We start from the raw sequence: 14,072 nt of genomic DNA on the forward strand, positions 1-14,072 counted from the left end.
GCGTGCGGCTCAAGTGCATCAAACTGGCGGGGTTCAAATCCTTCGTCGACCCGACCACGGTGAACTTCCCCAGTAACATGGCGGCGGTGGTCGGGCCCAATGGCTGCGGCAAGTCGAACATCATCGATGCAGTGCGCTGGGTGATGGGCGAGAGCTCGGCCAAGAACCTGCGCGGCGAGTCGATGACCGACGTCATCTTCAACGGATCGACCAGCCGTAAACCGGTGAGCCAGGCGAGCATCGAGCTGGTATTCGATAACTCCGACGGCACCCTGCTCGGCGAATGGGCCGCCTATGCGGAGATTTCCATTCGTCGCAAAGTGACCCGCGACAGTCAGACCACTTACTACCTTAACGGCGCCAAATGTCGCCGCCGCGATATCACCGATATCTTCCTCGGCACCGGTCTTGGCCCGCGCAGTTATTCGATCATCGAGCAGGGCATGATCTCCAAGCTGATCGAGTCCAAGCCCGAAGACCTGCGCAATTTCATCGAAGAAGCCGCCGGTATTTCCAAGTACAAGGAACGTCGGCGCGAGACTGAAAACCGTATCCGCCGCACCCACGAAAACCTTGCCCGCCTGACCGACCTGCGCGAAGAGCTCGAGCGTCAGCTTGAACGCTTGCATCGCCAGGCCGAGGCCGCCAAGAAGTATCAGGAATACAAAGGCGAGGAGCGTCAGCTCAAGGCCCAGCTGTCGGCTCTGCGCTGGCAGGCATTGAACGAACAGGTCGGCCAGCGCGAGTCGATCATTGGCACCCAGGAAATCACCTTCGAAGCCTTGGTGGCTGAACAGCGCAATGCCGACGCGGCCATTGAACGCCTGCGCGATGGTCATCACGATTTGTCCGAACGCTTCAATCTGGTGCAAGGGCGTTTCTATTCGGTCGGCGGTGATATCGCCCGGGTCGAGCAGAGCATCCAGCACGGTCAGCAACGTTTGCGTCAGCTACAGGACGACCTGAAAGAAGCCGAGCGTGCGCGGCTGGAAACCGAATCTCACTTGGGCCACGACCGCACCTTGCTGCTGACCTTGGGCGAAGAGCTGGACATGCTCACGCCGGAACAGGAAGTCACCAGCGCCGCCGCCGAAGAAGCTGCTGCCGCGCTCGAAGAATCCGAAACCACCATGCACGGTTGGCAGGAACAGTGGGACGCGTTCAACCTCACCGCTGCCGAGCCGCGCCGTCAGGCTGAAGTTCAGCAGTCGCGGATCCAGCAGCTGGAAACCAGTCTGGAACGTTTGGCCGATCGCCAGAAGCGCCTTGGTGAAGAGCGTGCGTTGCTGTCGGCGGACCCGGAAGACGCGGCGATCATGGAACTCAGCGAGCAATTGGCTGCGTCCGAGGCCACGCTCGAAGACTTGCAGGCCAGCGAAGAAGCTCAGGTCGAACGCCTTGAGCAACTGCGTCAGGAGTTGCAGCAAGCGCTTTCGGCGCAGCAGCAAGCCCAAGGTGATTTGCAGCGGCTCAACGGACGTCTCGCGTCGCTGGAAGCCTTGCAGCAAGCCGCGCTCGATCCGGGCACCGGCACCGCCGAATGGCTGCGCGAACAGCATCTGGCGGATCGTCCGCGTCTGGCCGAAGGCCTGAAGGTCGAGGCCGGTTGGGAACTGGCGGTAGAAACCGTGCTCGGCGCCGACCTGCAAGCGGTGCTGGTGGATGACTTCGGTGATTTCGATCTGGCCGGGTTTGCCCAAGGCGATTTGCGCCTGCTCAGCCCGGCTGCCGATGGCGTGCGAGTGCCCGGCAGTTTGCTCGACAAGGTCGAGGCGCAGATTGATTTGTCGCCATGGCTGGGACAGGTCAAACCGGTCGACAGCCTTGAGCAAGCCTTGGCCTTGCGCGGGCAATTGGCGGCCGGGCAAAGCCTGATCAGCCGCGACGGTTACTGGGTCGGCCGACACTTTTTACGTGTGCGCCGGGCCAGCGAAGCGGAAAGCGGCGTACTCGCCCGTGGTCAGGAAATCCAGCGTTTGGGCCTTGAACGCGAAGAGCGCGAAGCGACGGTCGAAACCCTGGAAACCCGACTTCAGAATCTCAGGGCGCAACAGCGTCAGCAGGAAAACGGCCGCGAACATTTGCGTCGTTTGCTGCAAGACGAGGCCCGTCAGCAAGGCGAATTGAAAGCCCAGTTGTCCGCCGGCAAAGCCAAGGTCGAGCAATTGACCTTGCGCCGCACCCGGCTCGATGAAGAACTCACCGAGTTGAGTGAACAGCGCGCCCTGGAACACGAAAATATCGGCGAAGCGCGCCTGCAATTGCAGGAGGCTCTCGACAGCATGGCGCTGGACACCGAGCAGCGTGAGTTGCTGTTGGCCCAGCGCGACAGCCTGCGCGAACGCCTCGACCGGGTACGTCAGGAAGCCCGGCAGCATAAGGATCATGCGCATCAATTGGCGGTACGCCTCGGTTCGCTGAGGGCGCAATACGATTCCACTCGTCAGGCCCTCGAACGGCTGGAGATGCAGTCCGAGCGCCTGACCGAGAAGCGCGAACAGCTGAGCCTCAACCTCGAAGAAGGCGAGGCGCCACTGGAAGAGCTGCGGCTGAAACTCGAAGAGCTGCTCGACAAGCGCATGACGGTTGACGAAGAACTCAAGACCGCGCAAATGGCCATGGAAGATGCCGACCGCCAATTGCGTGACGCCGAGAAACGTCGCAATCAGGCCGAGCAGCAATCCCAGTTGATTCGCAGCCAGCTCGAGCAGCAGCGCATGGAATGGCAAGCGCTGACGGTGCGGCGCAAGACTTTGCAGGATCAATTGCTCGAAGACGGCTACGACCTCAACGGCGTGCTCGCCACGCTTCTGGCCGGGGCCAACGAGAAAGACGCCGAAGAAGAACTCGAGCGGATTGCCGCGCGGATTCAGCGCCTCGGCGCGATCAACCTCGCAGCCATCGACGAATATCAGCAACAATCCGAGCGTAAGCGTTATCTGGATGCTCAGAACGACGATCTGGTGGAAGCGCTGGACACGCTCGAGAACGTCATTCGCAAGATCGACAAGGAAACCCGAAACCGCTTCAAAGATACCTTTGATCAGATCAATGGCGGTTTACAGGCCCTTTTCCCAAAAGTTTTCGGTGGAGGACGCGCGTATTTGGAACTGACGGGCGAAGATCTACTCGATACAGGGGTGACGATCATGGCGCAGCCGCCAGGAAAGAAGAACAGCACCATCCATTTGCTCTCCGGTGGCGAAAAAGCCCTGACCGCATTGGCTCTGGTATTTGCCATCTTCAAGTTGAATCCGGCGCCGTTCTGCATGCTCGATGAGGTTGACGCGCCATTGGATGACGCTAACGTTGGACGCTACGCACGGCTGGTCAAGGAAATGTCGCAAACGGTGCAGTTCATCTACATCACCCACAACAAGATCGCCATGGAAATGGCCGATCAATTAATGGGGGTGACGATGCACGAACCGGGTTGCTCGCGGCTGGTGGCAGTGGATGTGGAGGAGGCGATGGCCATGGTGGACGCCTGAGTCATTGCGTGTAGGGCAAGTATTATTGAGCTGTAGGGCTTTTTACCTGCCTTGACTTGCTGGCCAATCGACATAATTCGCGCAAGCCACTGTGAGAGACGGTGTAAAGTTGCCTTTGGTCGTGCTAGTTTAATGTCAATTTTTCGTATACGTGGGCAAAACGCCTGTCAGAACATAGAGTTGGCGCCACGTTTTAAAGCGGTTTGCACAATGTAAACCCCTTATTTTTCAGCATTTTTTATAGAGGCACGGGATTACATGGAAATCGGTCTGCGCGAGTGGCTGATCGTCATCGGCATTATTGTCATTGCCGGTATTCTTTTCGATGGCTGGCGTCGCATGCGCGGCGGCAAGGGGAAACTGAAATTCCGTCTTGACCGAAGTTTGTCCAATTTGCCGGATGAGGACACCAGCGCCGAGTTGTTGGGCCCGCCCCGCGTGCTGGATACCCATAAAGAACCGCAACTGGACGAGCATGATCTGCCGTCGGTAAGCATGCCTGCCCGTGAACCTCGCGAGTCGGGTTCCAAACGCGGCAAGCGTGGCCATGGCGAGCCGTCGCAAGGCGACTTGAACCTCAACCTGGATCTGGATGGCGGCCCGAGCTTCAACAGTCGTGACAACGATTTCCCGGATGACTCCAAGCCTGCCAGCTCGGCCGAGAAAGATCAGCCGCAAGCCGAAGAAGTGCTGGTGATCAGCGTGATCTGCCGTGACCCGGCTGGCTTCAAGGGGCCGGCGCTGCTGCAGAACATTCTGGAAAGCGGTCTGCGTTTCGGCGAGATGGACATTTTCCACCGTCACGAAAGCATGGCCGGTAACGGCGAAGTCCTGTTCTCCATGGCCAACGCGGTCAAGCCCGGTGTCTTCGATCTGGATGATATCGATCATTTCAGCACCCCGGCGGTGAGCTTCTTCCTCGGTCTGCCAGGCCCGCGTCATCCCAAGCAAGCTTTCGACGTGATGGTGGCTGCGGCTCGCAAACTGTCCCAGGAGCTGAACGGCGAACTGAAAGACGACCAGCGCAGCGTACTGACTGCCCAAACGATTGAGCACTACCGTCAGCGCATCGTCGAGTTCGAGCGTCGCGCTTTGACCCAGAAGCGTTAAGTCAAAAAATCGCAGCCTCGTTTCACTCGACAGCTCCTACAGGGTTCGCGATTTTCTGTAGGAGCTGTCGAGTGAAACGAGGCTGCGATCTCTTGATCTTGAAGATATGAGATAGAGCAGCCTCGGCTGCTCTTTTGCTTTATGAGAGAACACCCATGACCGCCGCCAAAAACCGCATTCTAGAGCTGCGCGCCGAGCTCGATCAGCACAACTATCGTTACCACGTACTGGATGAGCCCAGCATTCCGGATGCCGAATACGATCGTTTGTTCCAAGAGCTCAAGGCCCTGGAAGCGGCCCATCCCGAATTGATCACCAGCGACTCGCCGACCCAGCGTGTCGGCAGCGCGGCGTTGTCGGCGTTCACCCAGGTGCGTCATGAAGTGCCAATGCTCAGCCTGGGCAACGCCTTCGAAGAAACTGACATGCGCGAATTCGATCGCCGGGTAACGGAAGGGCTGGACTTGCCCGTCGGCGATTTGTTTAGCGGTGGCGCAGCGGTGGAGTACAGCTGCGAACCCAAGCTCGATGGCCTGGCGGTCAGTCTGCTCTATCAGGACGGCGTGCTGGTGCGCGGCGCCACACGCGGCGATGGCACCACTGGTGAAGACATCAGCGTCAACGTGCGCACCGTGCGCAATATCCCGCTCAAGCTGCATGGCACCGGTTGGCCGGCGACCCTGGAAGTGCGTGGCGAAGTCTTCATGTCCAAGGCCGGTTTCGAACGGCTCAACGCCACACAACTGGAAGTCGGCGGCAAGACCTTCGCCAACCCCCGTAACGCGGCGGCGGGCAGTTTGCGGCAGCTGGATTCGAAGATCACCGCCAACCGTCCGCTGGAGTTCTGCTGCTACGGCATCGGCCAGATTTCGGCGGACATTGCCGACACGCACATCGGCAATCTGCAGCAACTCAAAGCCTGGGGCCTGCCGATCAGCCATGAGCTGAAACGGGCACACGGCATCGAAGAATGCCTGGATTACTATCGTGACATTGGCGAGCGTCGCAATGCGCTCCCGTATGAAATCGACGGCGTGGTGTTCAAGGTCAACAGTATTGCGTCCCAGCGTGAACTGGGTTTCCGCGCTCGCGAACCGCGTTGGGCGATTGCCCACAAGTTCCCGGCCATGGAAGAACTTACCGAGCTGCTTGATGTGGAATTCCAGGTCGGTCGCACCGGTGCCGTGACGCCGGTGGCACGCTTGAAACCGGTCAGGGTTGCGGGTGTCACCGTGGCCAATGCGACCTTGCACAACATGGATGAAGTGGCGCGGCTGGGCCTGATGATTGGCGATACGGTGATCATTCGCCGCGCCGGTGATGTGATCCCGCAAGTGGTGCAAGTGGTCACCGAGCGCCGCCCGGAGCATGCCCGGCCAGTGCAGATTCCCGAGCAATGCCCGGTCTGCGGTTCCCATGTCGAGCGCACGCAACTGGTCAAGCGCAGCAAGGGCCGCGAGACCATCAGCGAAGGCGCGGTGTACCGCTGCGTGGGGCGACTGGCCTGCGGTGCACAACTCAAGCAAGCGATCATTCACTTTGTCTCGCGCCGCGCCATGGACATCGAAGGGCTGGGCGAGAAGAGCGTCGAGCAACTGGTGGACGAAGGCCTGGTGAGTTCGCCGGCTGACCTCTACGCCCTGACGTTCGAGCAGATCGTCGACCTGGAAGGTTTCGCCGAACTGTCGAGCAAGAACCTGCTCGGCGCCATCGAAAACAGCAAGCGGCCGAGTCTGGCGCGCTTCATCTACGCCTTGGGCATTCCCGATGTCGGCGAAGAGACGGCTAAGGTCCTTGCCCGTTCTCTCGGCTCGCTGGAGCGGGTTCAGCAGGCGTTGCCGCAGGTGCTCACGTACTTGCCGGATATCGGGCTGGAAGTGGCATACGAGATTCACAGTTTCTTTGAAGATGCGCACAACCGGCAGGTGATCGCGGATCTGCTCAAGCACGGTCTGCAGATTCAGGATCAGGGCGAGCTGGGTGCCGAATTTTCCGCCAGTACCACGCTGGGCGGCTTCCTCGATAAATTGCACATTCCATCGGTCGGGCCGGGCGGGGCGCAGAAACTTGCAGACAAGTTCGGCTCGCTCGAAGCGGTGATGAGCGCTGATTGGCTGGACATGCGCCAGGCGCTGCCGGAAAAACAGGCGACGTCGGTTCGCGAGTTCTTTGCAGGGACTGAAAATCGTCAACTCGCCGAGGCGGCCGAAAAGCAACTGCGCGATTTCGGTATGCATTGGCAGAGCGAGAAAAAAGTCGTCGAAGGGTTGCCGCTGGCGGGGCAGACCTGGGTGCTGACCGGTTCGCTGGAGCTGATGAGTCGCGATGTCGCCAAGGACAAACTTGAAAGCCTCGGTGCCAAGGTGGCCGGTTCCGTGTCGGCCAAGACCCATTGCGTGGTCGCCGGGCCGGGCGCGGGATCGAAGTTGGCCAAGGCCAATGAGCTGGGGTTGAAGGTGCTGGATGAAGAGGCGTTTGTGGCGCGTCTGAAGGAATACAACATCTCGATCTAGTGCAGGACCTGTGGCGAGGGGGCTTGCCCCCGTTGGGCTGCGTAGCGGCCCTAAAACAAGCAACCGCGATCTGTCAGACATACCGTGCAAGCAGGTTTTGCGACGGCTTCGCCGCCGAACGGGGGCAAGCCCCCTCGCCACAAAGAACGTGGAACGATCATGGCGGAGGAATGATCTAGTCTTGGCAGGCCCAAGGAGAGATCGCCATGTACCGCTTCTTCGAACAGCTCAGTTCACGCATCGCCGCACCTTTCATGGGCGAGCGTTCGCGCAACAGCAAGGTCTGGCATTGCCGCTGTGGGCAGTCGCTGTTCTTTCGCAACAGCCAGTGCCTGGCCTGTTCGGCAGCGCTGGGCTATCAGCCGCAGCAGAGTCGCTTGTCATCGTTGCAGCCCGGCCCGCAAGCGGATACCTGGTTGCTCGATGCCGATCCCGAGGCTGGAGTGTTCCGCCGTTGCGCCAATCTCGATTCTCCAGCGGCGTGCAACTGGCTACTGCCGGCCAATGATCACGATGGGTTGTGCATTGCCTGTAGCCTGAATCGCACCATCCCCGATCTGTCGATTCCCGAGAATCACCAGCGCTGGCACAAAGTGGAGATCGCAAAGCGTCGTCTGGTGGCGCAGTTGATCAGCCTGGGACTGCCCGTCATTCCGAAATCCATGGACGAAGACATCGGTCTGGCCTTCGACTTCATCGGTATCGACCTCGAAGGCAAACCGCCGATCACCGGGCACGCCAACGGTCTGATCACTCTCGATATCAAGGAAGCCGACGACGCTCATCGCGAGCAGGTTCGTGTGCAGATGCACGAGCCGTATCGCACGCTGCTCGGTCACTTTCGTCACGAGGTTGGGCATTATTACTGGGACCGTCTGGTCGCCAACAGTCATTGGCTGGACCCGTTTCGGGATTTGTTCGGCGACGAACGAGCAAGCTACGCCGAGGCCCTTGAGCGGCATTATCAGCAAGGCGCTCCGCTCGACTGGCAGCACTATTACGTCAGCGCCTACGCCACCATGCACCCTTGGGAAGACTGGGCCGAAACCTGGGCTCACTACCTGCACATGATGGATGCCGTGGATACTGCACTGGGGTTTGGCATGAGTGCGCAGGAAATGGATTTCGATTACCGGCCATTTCCACCGAGCACGTTATACGACCCGCAGCACCCCGGCGGCCCGGCGTTCCTGTCGTTCGTCAACGCATGGATCGAACTGGCCGGCATGCTCAACGAATTGTCACGCAGCATGGGCCAGCCGGATTTCTATCCGTTCGTCCTACCGCCGGCAGTGATTGCCAAGTTGCACTTCATTCATCTGGTGATCCAGCAAGAGGGCGGCAGGGCGGACGAGGTGTTGGCGCAATAGAATCAAAAGATCGCAGCCTGCGGCAGCTCCTACATGGATCGGCGTACACCTGTAGGAGCTGCCGAAGGCTGCGATCTTTAAAGTCCGGCGCATGTCCTTGAAGCGGCTCATATTTTTTAATCTGCCCGAATGGTTGTAACTTCGTCTCAGATAGGTACAATGGCGCGGCTCGCCGTCAGGTGAGCGTCGTTATGGTGACCCCATCGGTCCCCCCGCAACGATTACCCGTGAACCTGGTCAGATCCGGAAGGAAGCAGCCACAGCGGGAACATTGTGTGCCGGGGTGTGGCTGGTGGGGTTGCCTCCATAACGCAGCACGAACCCTCTTTCGTGTTTTCGATCTAAAAATACTGTTTTTTCCCCCTGCCATGGAGCTCATCCAGGGCGGCGTTTCGTCGTTTCCGAATTAAAGCGTGGGATACAAAAAAGGAGGTCGATCTGTCGCATTCGACAGATCGGCCTCCTTTTTTCATTTACTGGCACTAGGCTTGGACAAGGCCTGGTCAACCGCTGCGATCAGCTTTCCCAGATCCTTCGGGGTGGCTTTGTGTATGACGTTGAACAGGTATGCCCGCTGTTCATCTTCGTCTTCCAGATCTGCGAAAAAGGCTTTCAGCTTCACGCCCAGCACGTCGGCAAGCAAAAACAATGCTTCCACGCTGGGGGTATAGGTGCCGGTTTCGAAGCGACTGATGGTTTTAGGGTCAAAACCGGTTTTTTCGCCGAGTTCAGCCTGAGTAAGCCCTGCGACCTTGCGGTAGCGTCGGATGGCTGGACCCAAACTTGAAATTTGCATCGCTCAATTCCCATTTAGAATCAAGAACTTAACGATAGATTTTTGCATTAGGCAACCGCATGATCCATCACCTTGCTTTGCAAAATGTGATGCATTTCGTAGAATCGCCCCTTCGAAAGGGTTTTGGGTGATCTGCTTTCTGAAGTTTAGGCGATATGAAACAGCCGGCATTGCGTTCCTTGCCGGTTTACGCAGGGCCCGCTGACGGTCTGAAGCCTCGCGAAAATGTTACCAGAGTCGGTGTTGCTACCTTGCCCGAGGCCTTTGAGCCTGATTGAATTTCGGGGAGGCCGGAGGGCCATCAAATGCTGTTCATGGAGTGATAACGTGTCTCTGCGCAGTACGTCTCAAAACATCTCTTCCGGGCATCCTGCGCTGGTCGAGCGGTACCACCGCTAGCGACAGTGAGCCTGACTCATGGATGAGAAATACCGCAGGGCCGTGGATGCCGCCGCGATTTTTTCCGAGACCGATCTCGACGGCCGGATTACCTACGTCAACGATCAATTTTGCGCCGTGTCCGGCTACAGCCGCGAGGAACTGCTGGGGCAGAATCATCGCCTGCTGAACTCCGGCTTGCACTCCGCCGACTTTTTCACCGTCATGTGGCGCACCATCGCCTTGGGCAATATCTGGAAGGGCGAAATCTGTAATCGCGCCAAGGATGGCAGCTTGTACTGGGTCGACAGCACCATGGTGCCGGTGCTCGATGATGCCACCGGGCGTGTCCATCGATACTTGTCGATTCGTTTCGATATCAGCGAAAAACGCCAACTGCTGCAATCTCTGCAATGGCGGGTCGGCCATGACGTGCTGACCGGGCTGCCCAACCGCGCATTTCTGTCGGATTTGCTGGATCAGGCGCTGGAATTCTCCCGGCAGGAAAACATTCCGTTGGCGGTGTGCATGCTTGACCTCGATGGGTTCAAGGCGGTCAACGACGGTTACGGTCACGCCAGTGGCGATATGTTGCTGGTGGAAGTGGCCAAGCGTTTACGCGACATTGTGCGCGGCGAAGACGTCGTGGCGCGACTGGCCGGTGACGAGTTCGTGCTGGTGTTACGTTATGTGCGTGATCTGCAGGAGTTGCGTGCGGCGCTGAATCGAGTGTTGGGAGCGATTTCTGCGCCTTACACACTGCACGGCAAGGACATCAATGTGTTTGCCAGTATCGGCGTCACCCTGTTTCCCCACGATAACGAAGATGCCGAAACCCTGCTGCGCCACGCTGATCAGGCGATGTATGTGGCCAAGCAGCGCGGGCGAAACCGCTTTCATCTATTCGATGTCTCGCGGGATCAGGAGGTCAAGGCCACTCACCAGACGGTCGAGCGGGTACGTCAGGCGCTGCTCGCCGGTGAGTTACGCCTGCACTTTCAGCCCAAAGTGAACATGCGTCGTGGCGTGGTCGTCGGGTTCGAGGCGTTGTTGCGTTGGGAGCATCCACAAAACGGCATGGTGCCCCCACGGGAATTTTTGCCACTGGTGGAGGACACCGACCTGATCATCGATATCGGTGAGTGGGTGATGGATCAGGTTCTGGCGCAATTGCACCGATGGCAGCAAGCGGGGCAGGGCTGGCCGGTCAGTATCAATATCGCGGCGCGACATTTTCAGCGCGCCGATTTCGTCGAGCGGCTCAGGGAGTTACTCGCTCGACATGCCCAGGTCGCCCCGCAGATGCTCGATCTGGAAATCGTCGAGTCGGTGGCGATCGAGAATATCCAGCATGTCAGTGCCTGTTTGCAGGCCTGTCAGGCGTTGGGGGTGCAGTTTTCCCTGGGTGACTTTGGCACGGGTTACTCGTCCCTGAGCTACCTCAAGCGATTGCGAACCCAAACCATCAAGATTGATAAATCGTTCGTGCGCGACATTCTGAATGATCGTGATGACCTGGCCCTGACCACGGCGGTGATTGGCCTGGCCCGGGCGTTCGGTCGGCAGGTGATCGCCGAGGGGCTGGAAAGCATCGAGCACGGTGAATTGCTGTTGCGGCTGGGATGCGAGGTCGCTCAAGGGTACTTCATCAGTCGCCCGATGCCGCCCGCGGAGGTGCCGGCCTGGGTGGCGGGGTTTATCGCCCCCTCGCAATGGCAGGCACTCGAGCAGACAGCTTGAGCCGGTATAGAGCCGGATGACGTCATCGATCTCCCGGAATTTTCATTTTCAGCAACTCATAAAAGCCCCCTTAAAGTGCAGCTTGGCCAGAATAGACGAGCACACCGGATGCAATTTTGGCCTTGCTCCGCTAGCATTAGCCGCTTCTGTTCCTTCGTTGCGACGGTTTTCGATGAGTTATCAGGTTCTTGCACGTAAATGGCGTCCGCGCTCGTTCGGCGAAATGGTCGGCCAGACCCATGTGCTCAAGGCTCTGATCAATGCCTTGGACAGCCAGCGGCTGCATCACGCTTACCTGTTTACCGGTACCCGCGGGGTCGGCAAGACCACCATCGCGCGGATCATCGCCAAATGCCTGAACTGTGAAACAGGTATTACTTCGACTCCCTGCGGCGAGTGCTCGGTGTGCCGCGAAATCGATGAAGGCCGCTTCGTCGACCTGATCGAGATCGACGCCGCGAGCCGGACCAAGGTCGAAGACACCCGCGAGCTGCTCGACAACGTGCAATACGCGCCGAGCCGCGGGCGCTTCAAGGTTTACCTGATCGACGAAGTGCACATGCTCTCCAGCCATTCCTTCAATGCGCTGTTGAAAACCCTTGAAGAGCCGCCGCCCTACGTCAAGTTCATCCTGGCCACTACCGACCCGCAGAAACTTCCGGCAACGATTCTTTCTCGGTGCCTGCAGTTCTCCCTGAAGAACATGACCCCGGAGCGGGTGGTCGAGCATTTGACCCACGTGCTGAGCGTCGAGAACGTGCCTTTCGAAGACGACGCGCTGTGGCTGCTGGGTCGCGCCGCCGACGGTTCGATGCGCGACGCCATGAGCCTGACCGATCAGGCCATCGCTTTCGGTGAAGGCAAGGTCATGGCCGCCGACGTGCGGGCCATGCTCGGTACTCTCGATCACGGCCAGGTCTACGACGTTTTGCATGCGCTGATCGAAGGCGATGCCAAGGCGCTGCTCGAAGCCGTGCGTCATCTGGCCGAACAAGGCCCGGACTGGAACGGCGTGCTCTCGGAAATTCTCAACGTGCTGCACCGTGTCGCCATCGCCCAGGCCCTGCCTGAAGGTGTCGACAATGGTCATGGCGACCGTGATCGGGTGCTGGCGCTGGCCCAGGCGCTGCCGGCCGAAGATGTTCAGTTCTATTACCAGATGGGCCTGATCGGTCGGCGGGATTTGCCGCTGGCGCCGGACCCGCGCGGTGGCTTCGAGATGGTCCTGCTGCGAATGCTCGCGTTCCGGCCGGCAGACACCGCGGACGCACCGAGGCAACCGCTAAAGACAGTGGGGATCAGCCAGGCCACAGTTGATTCCGCAAACTCAGTGGCTGCCGCGCCGGTTGTTGCGCCGGTAGTCGCTACGGCCGTTACACCGCCGGTTGCGCCTGTAGTTGCACCAGCCCCGGTCACTGCGCCTGAGCCGGTCGCACCCGTAATTGCACCTGAGCCCGAGCCCGAGCCTGTTGTCGAACCCGTAGCGGTCGAAGAGGTCGTCGATCTGCCGTGGAACGACCCGGTAGAGCCCGAAGCTGTCCAGCAGCCCGCCGTCGAGCCGGTGCTGGAAACGGCTGGCGAGCAACCCGAATTGCCACCGATGCCCATGCCGACCCCGGACAGTGTGGTGCCGGATGCGCCGCAATGGGCCGCTGCGCCGATCCCGGAACCGTCCGTGGCTGAAGTCGATGCCGCTACACCAGGCCTGGATCAGGACGACGAGCCGCCGCTGGACGAAGATTACATCGAGCCGGACATGGATTCGGCTTATAGCTATCTCGACGAGCTGGCCAGTGAGCATGCCGCCGAACCTGCGCCGGAACCCGAGCCAGAACCGGCCGCGATGCCGGCCACCGGTCTTGCCCTGCAATGGCTGGAGATATTCCCGAAACTGCCGGTATCCGGCATGACCGCCAGCATCGCCGCCAACTGCACGCTGATTGCCGTCGATGGCGACCATTGGTTGTTGCACCTGGATCCGGCCCACAGCGCGTTGTTCAACGCGACGCAGCAACGTCGCCTCAACGATGCATTGAACCAGTTTCACGGGCGCACGTTGACCCTGAACATGGAGCTGATCAAGCCCGAGCAGGAAACCCCGGCTCAGGCCTCGTCCCGTCGTCGTGCCAACCGTCAGCGCGAGGCCGAGGAATCGATCCATGGCGATCCGTTCATCCAGCAAATGATGCAGCAGTTCGAGGCGGTGGTCCGTCACGATACTATTGAACCTGTCGAGGCCCTGGTCAGTCAGGGCTAATAACTGAAGGCGCTTGGCCACATTCGCCGGGCGCTGTATTTATCCAAGTACTTTTGAGGTGATTCCCATGATGAAAGGTGGCATGGCCGGCCTGATGAAGCAGGCGCAGCAGATGCAGGAAAAAATGGCCAAGATGCAGGAAGAGCTGGCCAACGCCGAAGTCACCGGTAAAGCCGGTGGCGACATGGTCACCGTGGTGATGACCGGTCGTCATGACGTCAAGCGCGTAACCATCGACCCAAGCCTGGTCGAAGGCCTGAGCGAAGACGACAAGGAAATGCTGGAAGCGGTATTCGCCGCAGCGGTCAACGACGCGGTGCGCAAGATCGAAGCCAACAGCCAGGACAAAATGTCCGGCGTGACCGCTGGCATGCAATTGCCACCGGGTATGAAACTGCCATTCTGATTCGCCTGCGC

8 protein-coding genes and 1 other RNA gene are annotated in these 14,072 nt (G+C 59.3%); 8 read left to right on the plus strand and 1 reads right to left on the minus strand.

Annotation, left to right across the window (positions count from 1 at the left end; all coding sequences use genetic code 11):
- Positions 1 to 2: 2 nt before the first annotated feature.
- The 5 genes from smc (at position 3) to ffs (ending at position 8,782) form a co-directional block, all read left to right on the plus strand.
- Entirely contained in the window at positions 3 to 3,491 is a 3,489-nt protein-coding gene (smc, locus tag ABH909_RS13070) for a chromosome segregation protein SMC (RefSeq protein ID WP_429433616.1), read from the plus strand.
- A gap of 258 nt (positions 3,492 to 3,749) precedes the next feature.
- Positions 3,750 to 4,601, plus strand: coding sequence for a cell division protein ZipA (gene zipA, locus ABH909_RS13075; protein ID WP_429433618.1), 852 nt, complete (start codon positions 3,750 to 3,752; stop codon positions 4,599 to 4,601).
- A 155-nt stretch (positions 4,602 to 4,756) separates the two neighbouring features.
- Positions 4,757 to 7,114 carry an NAD-dependent DNA ligase LigA gene (gene ligA, locus ABH909_RS13080; RefSeq protein WP_429433621.1) on the plus strand — a complete coding sequence of 786 codons (2,358 nt, stop codon included), beginning with the start codon at positions 4,757 to 4,759 and terminating at the stop codon, positions 7,112 to 7,114.
- 206 nt (positions 7,115 to 7,320) lie between these two features.
- Positions 7,321 to 8,484 (plus strand): zinc-binding metallopeptidase family protein, encoded by a 1,164-nt coding sequence (locus ABH909_RS13085; RefSeq protein ID WP_429433624.1) that lies wholly within the window; start codon positions 7,321 to 7,323, stop codon positions 8,482 to 8,484.
- Positions 8,485 to 8,685: 201 nt separating this feature from the next.
- Positions 8,686 to 8,782, plus strand: an RNA gene (gene ffs, locus ABH909_RS13090) — signal recognition particle sRNA small type.
- A gap of 171 nt (positions 8,783 to 8,953) precedes the next feature.
- Here ffs and ABH909_RS13095 read toward each other — a convergent pair.
- On the minus strand, positions 8,954 to 9,280 hold the full coding sequence (locus tag ABH909_RS13095) for a helix-turn-helix domain-containing protein (RefSeq protein ID WP_429433626.1): 327 nt from the start codon (positions 9,278 to 9,280) through the stop codon (positions 8,954 to 8,956).
- A gap of 417 nt (positions 9,281 to 9,697) precedes the next feature.
- On the opposite strand from ABH909_RS13095, the gene ABH909_RS13100 reads away from it, so the two are divergent.
- The 3 genes from ABH909_RS13100 (at position 9,698) to ABH909_RS13110 (ending at position 14,061) form a co-directional block, all read left to right on the plus strand.
- Positions 9,698 to 11,398, plus strand: a complete 1,701-nt coding sequence (locus ABH909_RS13100) for a putative bifunctional diguanylate cyclase/phosphodiesterase (RefSeq protein WP_429433629.1) — start codon at positions 9,698 to 9,700, stop codon at positions 11,396 to 11,398.
- A 172-nt stretch (positions 11,399 to 11,570) separates the two neighbouring features.
- Positions 11,571 to 13,655, plus strand: a complete 2,085-nt coding sequence (dnaX, locus tag ABH909_RS13105) for a DNA polymerase III subunit gamma/tau (RefSeq protein ID WP_429433632.1) — start codon at positions 11,571 to 11,573, stop codon at positions 13,653 to 13,655.
- Between the two features lie 67 nt (positions 13,656 to 13,722).
- Positions 13,723 to 14,061, plus strand: a complete 339-nt coding sequence (locus ABH909_RS13110) for a YbaB/EbfC family nucleoid-associated protein (RefSeq protein ID WP_007905413.1) — start codon at positions 13,723 to 13,725, stop codon at positions 14,059 to 14,061.
- Positions 14,062 to 14,072: the final 11 nt, after the last annotated feature.

Source organism: Pseudomonas sp. BS3782 TE3695 (assembly GCF_050435305.1).
Classification (GTDB): Bacteria; Pseudomonadota; Gammaproteobacteria; order Pseudomonadales; family Pseudomonadaceae; genus Aquipseudomonas.